Origin of the sequence: Saccharomonospora sp. NPDC046836 (genome assembly GCF_040645195.1) — a bacterium.
In the GTDB taxonomy this organism is placed as follows: domain Bacteria; phylum Actinomycetota; class Actinomycetes; order Mycobacteriales; family Pseudonocardiaceae; genus Prauserella_A.
This window is the reverse complement of the sequence record NZ_JBEYXW010000032.1, coordinates 36,149-54,019: the sequence shown is the minus strand read 5'-3', so window position 1 is coordinate 54,019 and position 17,871 is coordinate 36,149. Positions and strand designations below refer to the sequence as shown.

The 17,871-nt window shown below is 62.6% G+C and carries 17 protein-coding genes and 1 pseudogene; 8 read left to right on the top strand and 10 right to left on the bottom strand.

All coding sequences use genetic code 11. The features are described from left to right. Window positions 1-88 precede the first annotated feature (88 nt). From ABZ863_RS27795 to fabG, 4 genes are all read left to right on the top strand, one after another. Window positions 89-745, top strand: a complete 657-nt coding sequence (locus ABZ863_RS27795; RefSeq protein ID WP_358541426.1) for a GntR family transcriptional regulator — start codon at window positions 89-91, stop codon at window positions 743-745. Window positions 746-845: 100 nt separating this feature from the next. Next, window positions 846-1,265, top strand: coding sequence for a carboxymuconolactone decarboxylase family protein (locus ABZ863_RS27790; RefSeq protein WP_358541423.1), 420 nt, complete (start codon window positions 846-848; stop codon window positions 1,263-1,265). Continuing rightward, complete coding sequence (locus ABZ863_RS27785; protein ID WP_358541421.1) at window positions 1,265-1,402, top strand: hypothetical protein; 138 nt, start codon at window positions 1,265-1,267, stop codon at window positions 1,400-1,402. Before ABZ863_RS27790 ends, ABZ863_RS27785 begins: the two co-directional genes overlap by 1 nt. Before the next feature lie 40 nt (window positions 1,403-1,442). Further along, window positions 1,443-2,177, top strand: a complete 735-nt coding sequence (gene fabG / locus ABZ863_RS27780) for a 3-oxoacyl-ACP reductase FabG (RefSeq protein ID WP_358541418.1) — start codon at window positions 1,443-1,445, stop codon at window positions 2,175-2,177. A gap of 162 nt (window positions 2,178-2,339) precedes the next feature. On the opposite strand, the gene ABZ863_RS27775 is transcribed toward fabG, so the two are convergent. Then, complete coding sequence (locus tag ABZ863_RS27775) at window positions 2,340-3,530, bottom strand: MFS transporter (RefSeq protein WP_358541415.1); 1,191 nt, start codon at window positions 3,528-3,530, stop codon at window positions 2,340-2,342. Window positions 3,531-4,351: 821 nt separating this feature from the next. On the opposite strand from ABZ863_RS27775, the gene ABZ863_RS27770 reads away from it, so the two are divergent. The 3 genes and pseudogenes from ABZ863_RS27770 to ABZ863_RS27760 all read left to right on the top strand — a co-directional run bounded on the left by ABZ863_RS27770 (window position 4,352) and on the right by ABZ863_RS27760 (window position 6,171). Further along, on the top strand, window positions 4,352-5,542 hold the full coding sequence (locus ABZ863_RS27770) for a thiolase family protein (RefSeq protein WP_358541412.1): 1,191 nt from the start codon (window positions 4,352-4,354) through the stop codon (window positions 5,540-5,542). 210 nt (window positions 5,543-5,752) lie between these two features. Further along, a pseudogene (locus tag ABZ863_RS27765) lies at window positions 5,753-5,929 on the top strand (SDR family NAD(P)-dependent oxidoreductase); the annotation flags it as partial. Then, complete coding sequence (locus ABZ863_RS27760) at window positions 5,902-6,171, top strand: SDR family NAD(P)-dependent oxidoreductase (protein ID WP_358541409.1); 270 nt, start codon at window positions 5,902-5,904, stop codon at window positions 6,169-6,171. The pseudogene ABZ863_RS27765 and the gene ABZ863_RS27760, both read left to right, overlap by 28 nt. Window positions 6,172-6,433: 262 nt before the next feature. On the opposite strand, the gene ABZ863_RS27755 is transcribed toward ABZ863_RS27760, so the two are convergent. Beyond that, entirely contained in the window at window positions 6,434-7,855 is a 1,422-nt protein-coding gene (locus ABZ863_RS27755) for an MmgE/PrpD family protein (RefSeq protein WP_358541406.1), read from the bottom strand. A gap of 238 nt (window positions 7,856-8,093) precedes the next feature. On the opposite strand from ABZ863_RS27755, the gene ABZ863_RS27750 reads away from it, so the two are divergent. Beyond that, a complete protein-coding gene (locus ABZ863_RS27750) occupies window positions 8,094-8,996 on the top strand; it encodes an NAD(P)-dependent oxidoreductase (protein ID WP_358541403.1) in 903 nt (300 codons plus the stop codon). Between the two features lie 787 nt (window positions 8,997-9,783). Here ABZ863_RS27750 and ABZ863_RS27745 read toward each other — a convergent pair. Genes ABZ863_RS27745 through ABZ863_RS27710 form a run of 8 tightly spaced genes read right to left on the bottom strand, consistent with a single transcriptional unit; the run spans window position 9,784 to window position 17,678 of the window. Then, window positions 9,784-10,380 (bottom strand): hypothetical protein, encoded by a 597-nt coding sequence (locus ABZ863_RS27745; protein WP_358541400.1) that lies wholly within the window; start codon window positions 10,378-10,380, stop codon window positions 9,784-9,786. Between the two features lie 6 nt (window positions 10,381-10,386). Continuing rightward, window positions 10,387-11,277: a carbohydrate ABC transporter permease gene (locus ABZ863_RS27740; protein WP_358541397.1), complete on the bottom strand. Its 891-nt coding sequence runs from the start codon at window positions 11,275-11,277 to the stop codon at window positions 10,387-10,389. Continuing rightward, window positions 11,274-12,227: a sugar ABC transporter permease gene (locus tag ABZ863_RS27735; protein ID WP_358541394.1), complete on the bottom strand. Its 954-nt coding sequence runs from the start codon at window positions 12,225-12,227 to the stop codon at window positions 11,274-11,276. Before ABZ863_RS27735 ends, ABZ863_RS27740 begins: the two co-directional genes overlap by 4 nt. Beyond that, on the bottom strand, window positions 12,224-13,522 hold the full coding sequence (locus ABZ863_RS27730) for an ABC transporter substrate-binding protein (protein WP_358541391.1): 1,299 nt from the start codon (window positions 13,520-13,522) through the stop codon (window positions 12,224-12,226). Before ABZ863_RS27730 ends, ABZ863_RS27735 begins: the two co-directional genes overlap by 4 nt. 29 nt (window positions 13,523-13,551) lie before the next feature. Next, a complete protein-coding gene (locus tag ABZ863_RS27725) occupies window positions 13,552-15,150 on the bottom strand; it encodes a DUF4038 domain-containing protein (protein WP_358541388.1) in 1,599 nt (532 codons plus the stop codon). After that, the gene (locus tag ABZ863_RS27720) at window positions 15,143-15,844 is read right to left on the bottom strand and encodes a GntR family transcriptional regulator (protein ID WP_358541448.1); all 702 of its coding nucleotides are present in this window, start codon (window positions 15,842-15,844) and stop codon (window positions 15,143-15,145) included. The genes ABZ863_RS27725 and ABZ863_RS27720 overlap by 8 nt, the downstream gene beginning before the upstream one ends. A gap of 7 nt (window positions 15,845-15,851) precedes the next feature. Then, entirely contained in the window at window positions 15,852-16,712 is an 861-nt protein-coding gene (locus ABZ863_RS27715) for a TIM barrel protein (RefSeq protein ID WP_358541385.1), read from the bottom strand. 3 nt (window positions 16,713-16,715) lie between these two features. After that, on the bottom strand, window positions 16,716-17,678 hold the full coding sequence (locus ABZ863_RS27710; RefSeq protein ID WP_358541382.1) for a sugar phosphate isomerase/epimerase family protein: 963 nt from the start codon (window positions 17,676-17,678) through the stop codon (window positions 16,716-16,718). Window positions 17,679-17,871 lie beyond the last annotated feature (193 nt).

Sequence of the window (17,871 nt, the reverse complement as noted above, 5' to 3'; positions counted from 1 at the left end):
TACGATATAATTCATCATTATGCTTCCGCCACAGGACAACTCCATCCTCCACTCGGCCGCGCGCGGCCCTCGCGAACTGGCCTCGCGTGTGGCGACACCGCGAACCCGCAGCAACCTCAAGGAGGACGCCGCTGCGCTGATCCGCGAGATGATCTTCGCGTCGGAGTTCAAGCCCGGCATGCGAGTGGACCAGGACCTCGTGGCCGATCACTTAGGTACCAGCAAGCTTCCCGTGAGAGAGGCGCTCATTCTTCTCGAGGGGGAGGGGCTGGTCTCGAATATTCCGCGACGGGGCGCATTCGTCGCGAACCTAACGGCGGAAGATATCCAGGACAGCTATCACGCGATCGGACAGCTCTCGGCGATCGCCACCGCCCGGGCAGCGGTTCGGTTGACGGACGAGGACCTGAAGCGGCTTCGCGAGCTCGTCGAGCGGATGGACGACCATGACTTGTCCGCCGACTCGTACAGCGAGTTCAACCACGAGTTCCACCGTGCGATACACCGTGCTGGTGCGTCTGCGAGGCTCCGGAGAGCCCTGCGTTCACTCACGAACGCGGTCCCCGATCGACTGCACACCTCTATCCGCCACCACAGCCCGGAGATTCAGGCCGAGCACTGGGAGATCCTCCAGGCACTTGAGCACCGGGATCCGGATCGAGCCGTTAGTGCGACGGTGGGCCACTTCCTCAGCGGCGCGAAGCACGCGATCGACCTGCTGGTCGACCGCGGATTCTGGGACTGACCTGTATAAGGGTCGCGAATCGACACTGAGAACTCGCGCCGGGAGCCTTGCCGTCGTTGACTGCATGGAGGTCGAGTGATGGCGCGCTTTCCTTTCGTCGATGCGCACGAGGTGGCCGAAGAATTCCAACAACCTCGCCGTGTCTCGGTTCGGTCACCTCTTGAACTCGCGACGCGTGTTGCTCAACCACCCGGAACTGCTCGATTTGTTCGCTGCCACGCCGCAGTGGTTCAAGAGCCGTTCCCGCTTGCCCGCCCGCCTTCGGGAGCTCGTGCTTCTCCAGATCGGTTGCCTCACTGGAAGCGCCTACGAGTTCAGTCATCATATCGTAATCGCTGCGGCGCATGGGGTCGATGGCGAGGACATTCGCGCAGTTATCGCTGAGACAGAGGGCAACGAGACCGATCTGTCTCTCGTCGAACGAGCCTCCTTGTCTGCGGCTCGTCGACTTACCACCGAACTGGACGTCGAAGATGTGACCTGGGCGCAGCCGAAGGCAATCTCGGGCGACAGCAACTGATGGAGCTCGTTGTCCTCATCGGGCACTACAACTTCTTCATTAGAGTGCTCTGCGCGCTCGGGGTGGAGGTCGAACCCGAGTACAACCATCACCTCGAACGCTTCGCTCCGTCCGACTCCGAACGTGGCTGGCGTTAAGGCATCCGTTTTACCGCACCTACGAGCTTGAGGATTCGTAATGCTGTTGAAGGAGAAAGTCGCGGTCGTGACGGGCGCTGCCCAAGGCATTGGCCTGGCGATCGCACGAACGTTCACCGAACACGGGGCACGCGTGGTGGTCGCAGATCTCTCGGAAGAGGGCGCTGCTGGCGCCGCGCGCGAGCTCGGCGACTCGGCGTGGGGAATCGCCTGCGATGTGAGCGACGAGGATTCAGTGCGCGCGGCCTTTTCGGGTGCCGTCGATCGTTACGGCCGCGTTGACGTTCTGGTGAACAACGCCGGCATAACGCGGGACGGGATGATGCACCGCATGTCGGTGGAGGACTTCAGGTTTGTCGTGGACGTGCATCTCCAGGGCACGTGGCTCTGCTCCCGCGAGGCGCTTCTGCACATGCGCAGTCGCGAAGGCGGGGGTTCGATCGTGAACCTCTCCTCGATCTCAGGCAAGGTCGGCAATCTCGGACAGTCGAACTACGCTGCCGCGAAGGCGGGAGTCATCGGCATGACGAAGTCCGTCGCGCGTGAAGGGGCCCGCTTCGGTGTGCGCGTGAACGCCATCCAACCCGGACTGATTCGTACGGCCATGACGGCAGCGATGCCGAAGGATGTCTTGGCCGCGAGCCTCGAGAGTGTGCCGCTCGGCCGCCCAGGGGAGCCCGTCGAGGTCGCGAGTTCGGCGCTCTTCCTCGCGAGTGACCTAGCGAGCTACGTTACGGGCGTCACCTTGGAGGTGGCTGGCGGGCGCCACATGTGAGCGGTGCCTTCCAGCCTCTAGGACAGACCCCAATTCGGTAAGGCGCCTCAGGTGGCTCGGATCCGAGACGTGACTTGGTGGCGACGTAGGCGTGCTCGGGCCTCGGCTGTGCTCGGAACCGATGGAGAGCGTCGGAGTCTGCGTCCGTGCTGTTGGCCGCGCTCAGTTCTCGCGTCGAAGCTGTCTCGGTCTGCAGTACGCAGCGATGACCAAGAGCGTAACGGCGACAGCGCCCATTGCGAGGTCAACTGACCACGCGTCGGACACTGCACCAGTCAGCGCAGCCGAGGCCGGTCGCGAACCAACGAACCCCATCATCCACATGGCCATGACTCGGCCACGAAACGGGGCAGGAACTCGTTGCTGGATCAAGCTTCCGGCGGACGCCATCGCCATCGTGAACCCGACTCCAGCGACCGTGAAGCCGACCGTGACCAGCCCCTCCGACGGAACCACTGATGATCCCGCCACGATTCCCAGTATCATCGCTGCCAATCCGAGCCCTGTCACACGGTCCTCGTGGAGCCATCGACGAGCCACAGCGGTGGCAATCATTCCGAGCATTGCCCCAGCTCCAAAGCCCGCGGCAAGTACACCAACAACGCCAGGGCCGGATCCAAGCCTCGACGCCACGGCCGGGGCGAGAGTCAGCAACGGCTCGGACGCCATGCCCAGCGCCGCGACTGCGACGAGCAACCTGAGGACGGTCCGTTCCTTGCGGACGAACTGAACCGCGGCAAGCATCGAAAGGTCGCCGTGTGTTTCAGGAGGTGCAGACGGTACGCGTATGCAGAAGACCAACAGTAGGACGAAGATGAAGTGGCCAAGCGCCGCCAACATGAACGATGGCGCTGCGCCGAGCTGAGTGAACCCGATCGCGCCGATCACCGGACCTACAACGCGTCCGATGGAGAGCGGCGCGGTGTTGAGCGTCATCGCCGTTGGCAGTTCTTCAGTCGTTACCATGCTCGGGACGACTGACTGCATCGCGGCCCCGCCGGTGACAAAGCCTAGCCCGACGATTCCGGAGAAGAACAACACTGATGCTGCTGCATCCCAGCCGTCGAGCTCGGGTCCAATAGACCACCACACGGCCAAACCGCCGGTGCCGATCGTGCAGAGAAGGCGTCCCACCAGTAGCTGGATCGCTGCATGGCCTTTGTCGGCCAAGATGCCGCTGAGAGGGCTGAGGAGCACTTGCGGCAGAAACTGCACTGCGGATACCAGCGATACGGCGAGCGCGGAGCCCGTGGCGTCGAAGACGACGATAGCTGCCACGACGCCATGGACCCAGACGCTGACGTTCGATGTCACCTTGCCCCAGAACAGGCCGCCGAAGTCGCGGTCGACCATCAAGCGCCAGATACCGCGGGCCGTTGGCGCCTTCCGTAGCGCGCTCACATCCGACTGCCGTTGCGAGTCATGAGCAACGTTCGACCAATCCGTAAGGCAAGAATATTATATATGATCTGACGGTGTACTGGCAGGTCCGGAACTGAAGGAGACGTGGTCTCTGACCATGCACCGTGCGCAGCAAGCGAGTCGACCAGCCGCTCCGCCGCGCCAGAGACGTGAGCAGGCATGAGCTCACGGGCCAGCTCAGCGGCGCAGTCGAATGGCCGCCGTGACGGCCGGGTGATCGTCGTGGACCACCGGAGTGTGGCCCTCCGGATAGTGCCGATTCGGCAACTTTCTCACCAAGTTGCCCGAGAGTGGCGCGGAACGACGAGAGCCCGCTGCGAGGTCCAGCCGCATCCCCCGCGAACTGGGCTTGGGCCCGGAAGAGGTCTCGGACGTCATCGGCGGTGAAGGTCGCTATCACGTCTCCACGGCGCGAAACGAAATCTGCGAGCCCTTCGCTTCTCGACGCAAACAGTGCTTTTCGTGCCGGACTAATGCTGGCTCCGGTCGCATTGGCGATGGGCTCCGTGCGGTTGAATTCGTCAGGTTTCAGCGCTCCTCCATGATCTGCTCTCGTGTACAGGAATGACCTCCTCTGGCAACTGGACCCCGCCGAGGTCGTCGACTGACGGGGTCAGAGCAGGTGATGTCTGTCTGGTCCTCAAGATCCACTTTGGCCCTCGCGTTCTCCCCTCTGTCGTGCGTGCCCAGGTGTCCCGACCCTGAGTACTATCTGCTACTCTAGCAGTATATTTTATATTAGGAAGGATCTTATGCGATCTGCCTTCGTGTACGCCGCAGCGCGAACCCACTTCGGACGAATCAACGGCGCCTTCGCCGGAACTCGGCCTGACGACCTCGCGGCCGTTGCGCTCGCCGGCACGCTTGCCAAGGTGCCGGAGCTCGAGGCGGCGCGCATCGACGATGTGGTCTGGGGATTGGCGAACGGAGCCGGCGAGGACAACCGCAACGTTGGTCGAATGGCTGTGCTCTTGGCCGGGCTGCCGACATCCGTGCCGGCAACCACGGTCAACCGGCTCTGCGGATCCGGCCTGGACGCCGCAATGATCGGCTCGCGCGCCATCGAGACCGGAGACGCCGAGGTGGTGGTCGCCGGTGGCGTCGAATCGATGACCCGGGCGCCTTGGGTTCTTCCGAAGCCGAATCGGGCGTTCCCAGTCGACAACATAACCGCGGTCTCGACGACGCTGGGGTGGCGGCTCGTGAACCCGGCGATGCCGAAAGGGTGGACGATCTCACTCGGCGAGTGCAACGAGATCCTTCAGTCGAAGTTCTCCATCACGAGGGAACGCCAGGACGCCTTCGCCGCGGAGTCCCACGCCAAGGCTTCGGCGGCCTGGTCTGAGGGGTTCTACGACGACTTGGTCGTTCCTACGCCGGACGTCGGCCTAACCTGTGACGAAACGATTCGGCCCGACACCACGGTCGAGAAGCTCGCGACGCTGAAGCCGGCATTCCGACCCGATGGCACAATTACCGGAGGAAACGCCTCCCCTCTCAACGATGGAGCCTCTGCGGTAGTGCTCGGGTCCGAATCCGCGTCGTCGATCATCGGCGCGTCAGCCATCGCACGTGTCGCAGGACGTGCAACGACGGCACTCGACCCCGATCTGTTCGGGTATGCGCCTGTCGAGGCCGCGAACGCTGCCCTATCGCGTGCAGGGATCAGTTGGTCGCAGGTCGGTGTAGTGGAGTTGAACGAAGCATTCGCTGTGCAATCGATCGCGTGCATCGATGCTTGGGATATCGACCCTGCGATCGTAAATATCAAGGGCGGCGCTATCGCTATTGGACATCCCCTTGGCGCTTCGGGCGGGCGGATTCTCGGTACCCTCGCCCACGTTCTCCACGAGCGTAAGGAGCGCTGGGGGGTCGCCGCGATCTGCATTGGCGTGGGCCAGGGACTCGCTGTGGTCCTGGAGAACATTCAAAGCGCACGCTGAGGCCGCTTGGAGGCCACGGATGAGCAGCGGCCACGCGCAGGTATTCGGGACGCGCGTCAGCATCGTCACGGGGTCGGCGGTGTCATCGACGCCGAGATCTCCCGGGTCCTGGTGGAGCGCGGGGGATCATGTGATCTTCACCGACCGAGACGGCAGCTCCGCTAAGGCAGACTGCTGCGTCGATCACACGAGCGGAAACTCGCTGGGACAGTGGAAGCGGTCAGCGTGGGTGTCGTCGACGATGGGGCGAACCGAGATCTGGTGCAATCGGCCGTTGTACGGTACGGCGGGCTGGACCTCGTGGTGAATAGCGCAGGCGTGCGTCAGTATCCGCCTTCCGGGGAGGTCAGTTTCGACCAGTGGTGGCGGGTCATGACGGTGAACGTCTGGGGGTGCCACGTCCCTCATACAGGCGGCCACCGGCTCATTGGAGGACACGTCCCAGCGGGGCCGTGGTCAACATGGCGACGCGAACCTGGTTGGCGGGCGGAACGACGTCGTACGCCACTTCCAAGGCCGGCGTCGTCGAACTCACGCGAGCGTTAGCCGTCGACCTGGCGCCGTGCCGCGTGAGGGTTAGCGCGGTGCCGCCGAGCTATGTCCTCGCCCCGAGCATCGAGGGGATGTAAATGCCGGCGCAGCACAATAAGCACGCTTCCCGCTCGCCGAGGCTTCGGGTGTCACGCACGCAAGGGCGTTCATCGGCGCCGCGGCAGCGCGCTTCATCACGGGCGAGGTGCTGCATGTATGTGGTGGCGGGCAGCTGGCGACCCCGGCGTTCTGACGGTGAGGCTGCCAGCTCCCTTGGAGACCGCATTCGGGATCGTAGACTGATCTGACGGGTTCTCCGCGAGCCAGCGGTGCAAGGGATGCGAACCGCCACTGAACAAGTCAACGCCTTGCGAGCCTCCCAAGGACTGCCGACACGTCGTCGACCGATTCGAGGTTCAGGATCGAATTGGCCACGCCCACCGCGTCATCGTCCGTGAGAACACCACGCGCATTGCGGAAGAACTTGTCGACGAGCTCGTCGGTGGTCATCCTGGTCACTGGGTCGTCGGACGGAGTTCCCTTGGGCACCAGGCCGTCGCCGCGGAACACCCTGCCGCGGGCATGGACCTCAATCCGGGAAGGACGGCTGCCGGGAGACTGCGCGACGATACGGGCATAGTCTGGGTGCGGCGCGAACTCGACGCGCTTCATGAGAGAGAGGACACTTTCCGAAAACACCAAGTCGGGATCGAGCCACGCAGTGCTTGGTTCGATCCGGTGCGCGCCCACAGCGAGGCCATGGGCAATGCTGTACTGCGCGTCGTGCGTCCGCTCGATTTCCGTGGCCAACCACAGCGGCTGTTGTATGACGCCCTCGCCCCACGCCCTGATCTCATCGATCTCATCAACTGCGATGTCGTGGGTGGTTACAACATCGATGAGGACATCCAGCAGCCCGTGGAGCACTCGGCAGTGTGGATAAGGCTTGTACGACTGTTCGGCGACGAACCGCCAGTCCTCTCCGAGGCGGTCCCTGATCGCGTCCGGCTCCCAGCGTTGGCTGCCGATGAAGCGCCGATACCCTACGTCGGCGTCGTCGAGAACCTGGAGGTCGCCACGGTGGCCGAGCTCGGCCATATATGCAGCCGTGTACGCGGACTGCGTCAAGGCGCCGGCAAGAAGTGCTTTGATCGTGGCGCTCGGAGCGTGGGCAATGAAGGAGCGATGCGAGTTTACGAGAGAGATGTTCGCGGCAATTGCGATCGCATCCGCCATGACGCGCGTTGAGAACGCCTTCAGGTGGCCCACTGCGGCGGTCGCGCCGAAGATCGTGGCGCTGTAGCCAAGGACCTTCGACAGTGCCACTTCACCGTTCTCCACATCCCGGAAGTAGTCCATGGCCTTACCTACCCGATACGTGAGCTCATGTGCGACAGCCAGAGCGGAGATCAGCTTCGGTCCGGAGCTCTTGAGTTGCTCGGCGGTCGCTAAGGCAGCTGGGATCACGTATGTCGAGACGTGCCCTGGTGGAAGGACAGGGTCGAAGTTCGTGGCGTTCATGAGCTCGCCGTTCGCGAAGGCGGCTCCGAAGACGGAACTCCGATCGGAGTGACCGATGATGGTGGCAGTCGTGTCAGTTCCCCCAAGAATCCGACCGTAGTTTACCCCGGCGCGCCCCTTCGGCTCGTCGCCCGCGCCAAGAGCGCAGCCGATGGTGTCGAGAAGCTGTCGCTTGACCTCGTCAGCAACTGCCAGCGGGAGATCGTCGGAGGACGCCTCCACAGCGAGGTTCGCTATCGACTCCACCAAGGTTCCAGCCATCCCATACCCTTCTAGAAAGATCCGATTCGGCGGATCGAACCTTGCTCGCCGCAGCAGCACTGCGACGGCCTTCGTGATATTATATATAGCATGATGCTAGGCGTGCCCTCTAGCGCTGTCAATGTCAGTGATGAGCGAGCTTGACGATCGGTCGGTCATCGGCGGAACGACGCGCGGGACACCCGCGTAGCAAACCTCTTCGCTGCCGTGGCAACGACCCCACGTCCAAGGAGAAAAGATGGAAATCGGCTACATCGGACTCGGCGTGATGGGCGAGCCGCTGGTTCGACGGCTGCTAGCCCACCACCGCGTACGCGTGTTCGACCTCGATCGAGGCGCCGTCGATCGACTTGTGGAACATGGCGCGGTGGCGAGTGACGGAGTAGCTGACCTGTCGCAGTCGGTCGATCTCGTCTTCCTCTGCGTACCCACCTCAGATCACGTGCGTTCAATCGTCCTCGGCGAGCACGGCGTGCTCGCTCATGCGCGACGAGGCACAGTGATCATCGATCAGACCACTGGTGATCCCACGGTTACTCGTGAACTCGCCCGAATGGCCGAGGACCATGGCCTTGGGCTGATTGATGCACCCATCAGCGGCCGGCCGGAAGAGATTCTCGAAGGAAACGTCACCATCATGGTGGGCGCGGATTCCAAGAGCTTCGAACGGACCCGCTCTGCCCTCGAATCAATCACCGACCGGATCTTCCATCTCGGTGATGTCGGAACCGGGCAAGTCATGAAGCTATCTAATAACATGTTGTCCGCGATTCAGCGCGTTGTGACCCTCGAAGCTGTCGCACTCGCTACGAAGAACGGGATCGAACCCGCGACGGCGGTCGAGGTGATGCTTGCAAGTTCCGGGCGCAACTTCTTCATGGAGAAATTCCTCAAGCCCCACATCATCACAGGTCATCTCGCTTCGGGATTCACCCTTGGACTTCAGCACAAGGACATGCGCCTCGCATGCCAGCTCGGACTCGACTCCAGTGTCGTACTTCCGTTCGGCAATCTTGTTCGCGAGTTCCTTCAGATGTGCATTAACGAGCACGGACGCGATACCCAGGTGAACGCAGCGGCCTTGGTCATGGACCGCATTCAAGGGACGCACGTTGTCCCGGAGGACTACTCGCTTGAATAGCTCGGTCGACGGGAATCTCCGGGCCGCGCCAACAATGGAGGCGAATTCCGCCCTGCAGTACGAGTCAGGCAGGTCCGGCGTCTCGAAAATCACTTGCGCCGTGTCGGTGCTGCTCGGGCGGCCGCACGGCCATGAGCTTGTCGTTCGGGCGCGCGGAGAGTGTCCCTGCGTCTGCCCGCTCCGACAGCCGCCGCGGGATTGTCCTGCACATGTACGCCGTCGTCGTACACGAGTTCGTCGAGCTGTGGGTGTCCGTTTCGGAGGATCACGTCGCTTGGACCGGCACCATACGACAGGGATTGCACCTTGTTAGTGCCGACAGGATCATCGTGCTCAACCGCCCGCGGTTGATCTGCGCCGAGCCGGTCCTGGTGACGACCGGCGGGGATTCGCTCGCCCCGGTGCCGCGTCTCACGGATCGGCGTCGGCGACCACGTCGCGATGGAGTCCGCGCGCCAACAGGTGGTGTTGACATCGGCCGCAGCTTGAATCGTCCTCCAGTTATGGTTCCGTCCCAGGCGCGGGCCCAGTGCGCCATCGAAGAGATCCGCCACTATGCCCCGCCAGGGCTACGAGTTGGGCTTCGAAGGTGACATCGTCGCCGGATTCGAAGAGATCGACCACACAGCCCGTAGATAGTTCACATAGGAAATAGGTCACCGACGAGCGCGGCTCTACACCCCCCGCACCTGAGGTACGGGGGTGGATGCACGCGAATCATCTGGTAGTCGGGCCGCGCCAGGCTTCTCTCGACACGCCCCGAGTCGCGACCCCGCCGGGCGTCGGCTTATCCGTTCCGGTCGTCCGTCGGCAGAATCGGTACGACCCGTAGCCTCCACGCCAATGCGGTGGCATGAGCAGCAAGTGCCGGGGCCGCCAGAATGGCGACCGGTGCGATCAGCACGGAGCCGACAGCCAGAGCGCCGGCGAGCGCCGCCTGCACCGTGGCGCCCGGACAGGCGACTGCGATCATTCCGGAGAGCCGCACGAGGGTGAACGGGCGCGACGCCGGGGTGTTCGCCACGACACATGGGAGCCACACCGTTGTCGCGAGGAACAATAGAACGATGGCGAGCAGGCCGACCGCCAGCACCTGCCGCCACGACTGGATCTCTGTGACGAACATCAGATCCAGCGTGAGCACGCCTCCCACCCCCAACCAAAGACAGCCGATCCGGATTGTGGCTCGGGCAGTCCGAACGAGGTGGGTGCGAAAGGTCCCACTGACGGAGGACCCAAGTCCGTCTTGAAGATCCTTCGCTGTGGCGACCATCGCTACGGTGGCGGCGGGAGCGCCCACGACGGTGACTGCCACGCCGAGCCACAGTATGTTCAACCACAGTACGTCCGTCACATGACGCAGGTACTCCGCGAGTTTGGTCACCGCGTCTCATCCCTTCAGACCGGACGTCGCGATGCCTTCCACGATCTGCCGCTGGAAGAATACGAAGATTGCAATCATCGGGACGACCGACAACGTGCTCATCGCGAGCATCGGCCCCCAAGCGGAATCGCCGGTCGTGTCGAGCAGGGTGCGAAGCGCGAGCGGCACCGTGTAGAGGCCGGTGTCGCTGATGTAGACCAGTTGAGGAAAGAAGTCGTTGTAAGTCCACAAGAAGCTGAAAAGCGCTCCCGTTACCAGAGCCGGCCGCAGGAGCGGCAGGATAATGGTCAGATAGATGCGCAGCGAACCGGCACCATCGACTCGAGCAGCCTCTTCGAGCTCAATCGGGATGCCGCGAATGAACTGAACGAACAGGAAGACAAAAAACCCATCGGTTGCGAGTAGCTTGGGTACGATCAAAGGGAGGTAGGTGTCGACCCATCCAAGATTGAAGAAAAGTGTGTACTGCGGAATCAGGGTGACGTGGTATGGCAGCATGATCGTGCCCAACATGATCGCGAACCAGAACCCGCTCGCCCTAAATCGCAATCGAGCGAAGGCGTACGCTGCCATGGAGCACGATACCAAATTCCCGGCTACCACTGCGGTGCAGAGCAGCAGTGAATTGAGGAAGAACCCGGTGAACGGCTGTCCCAGGCTGAACCAACCTTCGATGTAGTTCTGGATCTCGATGTAGCTAGGCACCAAGCCCGGATCGGCGAAGATCTCGTTCTCCGCCTTCAACGAGCTGGCGATCATCCATGCAATCGGATACAGCATTAGCAGCGCGCCGGCCGATAGTGAGAGGTGGAGCAGCAGGCGCTTCCCCGGTACGGCTCGAGTACGTGACCAGATTGATGTCGCGTGTCGTGAGGTCCACATGGGTGTGGTGCTCACCTGCCTCCGTCGTCGTAATGCACCCAATATCTACTGGTCAGGAAACTCACTGCGGTGAACAGTGCGATGACGGCAAGCAGCACCCAGGCCAGCGCTGAGGCGTAACCCATTCTGAAGTTGGTGAAGGCCTCTTGGTAGAGATAGAGAGTGAAGAAAAGCGTGGAATCTAGCGGTCCGCCGGTTCCCTCCGAAACGATAAATGCAGAATTGAATGCCTGGAAGGCATTGATGAGCTGCAAGATCAAGTTCAGGAATATAATCGGCGTCAGCAAGGGGAGCGTGATTTTGAAGAACTGTCCGAACTTCCCCGCTCCGTCGAGCGCCGATGCTTCATAGTATTCGGCCGGGATCTGGCGCAGCCCGGCAAGGAAGATTACCATAGGCGATCCGAACTCCCACACGCGCAGCAGAATCAGCGTGTAGAGGGCGGTGTCGGGATTGCCGATCCAGTTCGGGGGCGCGTCGAAACCGATACCGGTGAGAACCACGTTGAACGCGCCTTCGAGCCCGAACACCTGACGCCAGAGGACAGCGATCGCCACACTGCCGGCGAGGAGGCTCGGCAGATAGTACAGTGCGCGGTAGGCGGTCAGCCCCCGTATTCCGCGGTTGAGCAGTAGCGCTACGGCCAGGGCGAAGGCAAGCTGTAGCGGCACACCGATCACGACGTAGCGCAGCGTCACGCCCATCGACGCCCAGAAGCGATCATCGGCGAGAATCATTCGCTCGTAGTTCCGCAGTCCGACCCACTGCGGATCGGTGAGTAGCGAGTACTCCGTCATCGAGTAGTAGAGCGAGACCAACATCGGTCCCGCGGTCAACACGATGAGACCGATGAACCAGGGAGCAAGGAACAGATGGGCGGGGAGATTCTGCCGGCGGTCCCGGTACGAGATCTTGCTATGGGGCGTCGTCACATCAGCGCGCTCGATCGTTCGGCCGGTTCTCATTGCAACGTCTCCAGAGCCCGGTCCGCCGTTCGGAAGAACCAGTCAGCTGCCTCTGACGAGGAACGCCGCCCGAAGCGAACCTCCTCCACCGCGGTTTCGAACGCGGCGTTGACGTCGTTGAAGGCCGGCGGGATGTCGATGGACAAAGGAACGGGCGCGTCCCGAAGCGGACCTTGGGACATGAAGTCGATGTAGTCGATGAAATGCTGCTGCGGTGGCGGATAGGTCAGTATTGCGCGCAGTTCACGATTCGGCGGCGCCCCGAGCTCCGCGCCGAGGATCGTCGCACCCTCGGGATCGTTGAAGACAAAGTTGAGAAAGTCGGCGGCGACGCCCAGTTCGTCGGCGAGCGCGAACAGGCCTACCCAGTTGGACCCGCGTACCGACTGGCCGCTTCTCTGCGCTCCTCCGTGTACCGGCAACGGGAGGATGCGCAAACGACTCGTGGTGAGTCGCTGCATCGAGACGATGGCGTTCGAATAAGTGATGTAATTAGGTGCGAAACCCCGGATGAGGGCGGACCGCTCGAAGGAGCCGCTCGCCTCGGCCGTCACGGGTGCAGGTGTGGTGCCCCCTTCGTCGCGCATTAGCTGCCAGTAGTCCAACCAGCCGATGAGGTCTGCTTCATCGAACCCGAGTGTGCCGTCGTCCGTGAACGTCGTCTTTCCCTGCTGCAGCAGCCAGATCTTGAACATCGAGTCGAACGAGGCCGACCGGTCTTCGGTGCCCCAAAAGTCGCCACCGACCGCGCGAGTCAAGTCGACGCTGAAAGCCAGAAAGTCATCCCAGGAGTATCCCGGTTCAAGAGGTGTCTTTCCTGCAGCTGCCAGGCGATCTTCGTCGTAAACGATCCCGAACGCATTGTCGCCGTAGCTCAGGCCGGTGAGTCGATCGCCGTCCACTCCGATGCTCAGGTAATCTGGAGGAAAAGCCGAAGTGTCGAGGGCGTTCCCGACGAACTGTCTGAGGTCGGCAAGGGCATTCTGACGTGCGAAGGTCGGAAGGCTGGAGTACTGAAGGCCGAGCACCGTGGGAGCGTTGCCGCTGCTGACCTGTGTCGCGAGCTTGTCGACATAGGCGGAGTTGCTGGCTGACTCCAGCGCAAGCACGACTTCGGGATGTCGCGCGGTGAATGCACTGAAGAGGTCGCGGAAGATCCGCATGCGGCCTGCCGAACCGAACTGTGCGACGCGCACCGCTCCCTCCGGCGTGCTACTTCGAGCGCACGCCGTCATCGGCAACGTCATCATGCCGAGCGATGCGAGGCCGAGACGCAAGAAATCTCTGCGATCCATGACATCTCCTTTGATGGCAAGGTCGGGAATCAGGCTCGTAGCCGCAGCACTGTGGCCGACTGGCGCTCGGGCTCGAAGACGGTGGGGCCAGGGCCCACGGCGATCTCCGCAGCGGAGCGCTCGCCGGTGTAGGGATCGAACCAGGTTCCGGTGAACATGCCGTCCGGCAGATCCAGCTCGAACGTGGCGCCATGCTCTGAATAGACGACGTACTCGCGCGATCGGTCGGTACGCAGGTAAACCTTGCCGTCGGCGCGCAGGAGATGGTCGGCGGGATGGAGTCGCCAGTACGGAACATCCGACCAGAAGTCGGCGAGCGCAGCAAAAGCGCGATATCCAGGTGGCTCGGGAAAAGGGATGAAAAGGCTCCAGGCGGTGTTTCGGTAGTAGTAGTTCGGATATCCGCCGCCCATAATTATCTGCCATGCTCGCCGGGTGACTTCTTGCCAGTCCTGGTCGTGTGAAGGATTGTCCGAGGGCAGGTCGTCGATTCCGCTCTCGTAGCCGAACTCGACATTTATGTAGGGCCGTGCAAATCGCCGATAGCGGCTGACGGCGTCATCGTGGCAATCTGTCTCGTGGACCTGGTCCGAGATGACGTCTACAAGCGCGTCGGTAAAGTTCTTCTTTGTGGAGTGCAGTTCAAGTGCCCAGCGGGACGACGGCTCGAGCTGCAGCTCGGGATTCGCATCGTGCACGGTGATGAGGCGGCGATATCCATCATGCCCCCGAATGAGCCCTATCCGCGACCAGATGTACTCAGCCTCCTGGTACCAGGATTCCTTGGCGGTGTCCCAGAGCACGTTCGGGAATGCCTGGTACCGGGCGACGATGTAGTGCCAGTACCGGTCGTCGTCCGAGCTGGCCAGCTCTGGCCAGTTCACGTCCTTATTGTAGGTGTGAATCATCAGGTGGACGATGACGCCACGATGATGGAGCTCGAGCATCACTGCGTCCATGTGGTCGAAGAACGCAGGGTTGAGCGAGGCGTAGTTCGGTTCGTCGTTTCCGCCGACCCAGGGGGCGAGTGCCGGGACGATCCACCGCGGGTCGCCCTCCAGGTCGAGTGGCACGTACCGCCGGAACGAGTGGGCGTAGACGTTGGTGGTGACCAAGTTGAAGCCAGTTCCGGTGATCGAGTCGAGGAACTGGCGAACTCGGGCGAGTGTGTCATCGAGCTGATCGATCATGAACAACCAGTCGACCTCGTATCCCAGGGGGAAGATCCGGGTGCCATCGGCATAGCGAAAATGCCGGGGATGTTGCGGATCGACGCTCAACGCGCCGTGCGAACGATCGTGCGCTCGGTTGGAAGCGGTGAGCTTCCACGGAGTTGAATCGGTTGTCACGTCCGGTCCTGCTGGCGCCTCGACGAGCCAGGACCCTGATGCCGGAAGCGAGACCCGGGTGACGTGCCCGCGGCGCGGATCGTAGAAGGCGGGAACGGAGATCACCGAGTCGTCCGGACCGTACAGGGTGGTTCGGAGGTCGGTATCGAATGGATTAGTGCCGACCGTCCGTTCCCCCAGTTCCAGGTCAACGACCTCGTCCACTGCGACTTCGGCAGCTGACCCGGCTTCGATGCAACGAATGCGATTGCTTCCGGTCGGTGAAGGGGTCTTAGCCACGATGGTCTCCTCGGTGAGCCAGCGGGTGAGGCGTGGAGGGGGACGGCAGCGCACCTACGCGGAAGCTGGTCTGCAGGAAGGACACGGTTTTCTCTCGTACGCGGTCGAGGTGCGCTTCGTGCCTCTGCTGGGCAAGCTGTGGGTCCCCGGCGCTCATGGCCTCGAAGACGGCACGATGCTCTGCGGCGGAGATCGCGGCTCCTTCGGGGAGCACGTTGAGCGAGAGAAATCGCACGCGGTCGATGACGGTGCCGACGCGGTCGAGCATCGACGAGATTAGCTCTCGTCCGGCGAGCTCGTGCAGGAGCCGGTGGAACTTTTGGTCGCCGGCCACCCAGAGATCATCGTCACGGTGTTCGGCGGCGCGCTCCATGGTGACGACTGCCTCTTCGATCAGACGAAGATGTTCGGGAGTGATCGAGCGTGCGATCTTGCGGATGAGCAGCGGCTCCAATGCGCCTGCGATCTCGTATGCCTCCTCGACCGCGGAGACGGTCAGCGGGGGGATCCACGCCGCACGCCCGTCCTCGTAGTCGACCAGGCCGTCGGTCTTCAGGCGTGCGAGCGCAGCGCGTACCGGGGTCCGGCTCACGCCGAGATCGCGAGCCAGGCGAACACTCGTGAGCCGCTCTCCTGGATGGTATTCACCGTGTAGAACTGCATGCCGTAGCTGGTTGTAGACCTGCTCGGACACAGGTGGTTCAGTGGGCGACACGCTTCGCCTCCCCCGGAGGGCCGGGCCTGCATAGTTGACGTCGCGCTTCGGCCATCGAATCCTCCCTCCACGCTGTCTCTGTTGCGAGGGTTTTTGACTCGGTTGTCGCCCGTGGGCACCACAGCTCGAGCACGATCCCGAGCCGTCCGTCATCGACGGGCGAGACGGCGTCGAGCACGGCTGCGACGTCGGTCCGGCCTCGACCGAGCGGAGTACCGATGACTCGGGCGCCGACACCGTCGAGTTCGGGGACCAGGTCGTAGTCCTTCAGATGAACGCCCTTGGTGTGCCGGGCAAGCCGGGCGACCGTGTACTCTGGCCATTCTCCGCAGACGATCGAGTTGGCGACGTCGAGCACGGCGCCGACGGCACGACTGCCTACGCGGTCGAGGATCACCTCCAGCCGCGGGCTCGTCACGCGAAAATGGTTCTCCACGCCCAATGTCACCCCAGCTCGTTCGTAGTGTGTCGCGACGGTGCTCAGCCACTCGATTGCAGTGCTGTCCTGGGTCGCAGCGTCGCACCCGGTGTTGTCGTCCAACACGACCCGCACAAGATCTGCGCCTGTCGCGACGGCGACGTCGAGGTAGCGCATGAGAACCTCCACCGAGGAGCCGGTCGCTCCGACCTGCAGCGCGATACCCCGACGTAGCGCGTGCTCTCGCAGTGCTGTCAGGTCGTCGTCATCGGCCCCATCGAGCTCGGCGTTGTCAGATATCTGGAGCAGCCCGCACCCCAGACGTGCGGCCTCGTCGACCATGTCCGCGCACGTCATCGGACGGGTTGGGCGGAAGTCGGTCGTGCCGACCGCCCAGCGGAACGCGTAACTCCCGACACCCAGCCGCACGTCTCACTCCGCCAGCGCAGTCAGCAGGGCAGCCGTCGTCTCGGCCGGAGATCCGTTGTCGATCAGATCGCCGACCCGGTCGCGTCCGAGTTTGTCGAGCATGCGCTGTAGCGCTTCCATGGCACGGAGCGTGGAGTCGAAGGCACGTACCGGATCCCCGTGTTTGGTGAAGACGTCGTAGGCCAGCCAACCCTCCCAGCCTGTCCGCTCGAGGTAGAACAATGTCTCGACCATCTCCCAGAGGTTCACTGCACCCGGGACGATGTCCCAGTCCCAACTCCGGTTGTTGTCGTTGAAGTGCACGTAGAACAGTCGCTCTGCGTCGTGCGCCATCGTCACGCTCATCGCTGGCGTCTCCCCTGCAATGAGGGCGTGCCCCACGTCGAGCGTCACACCCAAATTGTCGGCACCGACGCGGTCACACAAGTGGAGGGTCGTTCCTACATCAGGAACCGTGATCGCCGTACGCGACTCGAACGCCTTGTATTCGATCCCCACCCGGACGTCGTCACGATGGCTGACTGCCGCCCGGAGGCCGTCGACCATCCAGCGCCAATGGGAGGCGTAGTCGACCTGAAAGCTGTAATCCCAGCCGTCCATCAGCGGACACACCGTGACGAGGTGGGCGCCGAGGTCGGCTGCCAGGTCCATCGACGTCGTCAGGTCGGAGACCGCCCGCAGACGTACCTCCGGGTCCGGATTGGTGAAGGAGCCATTGCGCCACATGGCGTCTGACTTGACATTCAGATTCACGGCCGAGACCGACAGGCCCGCGTTCTCCACCTGGGTGGCGACCTTCTGCCAATCGGTCAGGTCGCCGGGATACACCAGCTCGACCCCCTCGGCGCCGTGCAGGCTGGCCGCTTGATTGATCCGCACGTCGAGGGGTGTCGAGGGTTGGAACTCGGTGAAGCGGTCTGCATATCTGTCGAGGATGCCGACCATGATCGAGTGGTGTAACTTCATCTGGATTCCTAACTGGATCCACTTGTGAGTCCAGTTGATCATAGAGTCGAATGTCGCCCATGACAAGCAGTTCTGAAGTTTCTAGTCGCCGAACTCACGTCGGCCCACAAAGCTGGAGAAGGTTGCGTCGGCTCACTTCGCGGTCGAGACCGGCGCGGTGAGACCAACGCGGAGACGCGTCGGTGAATTGACT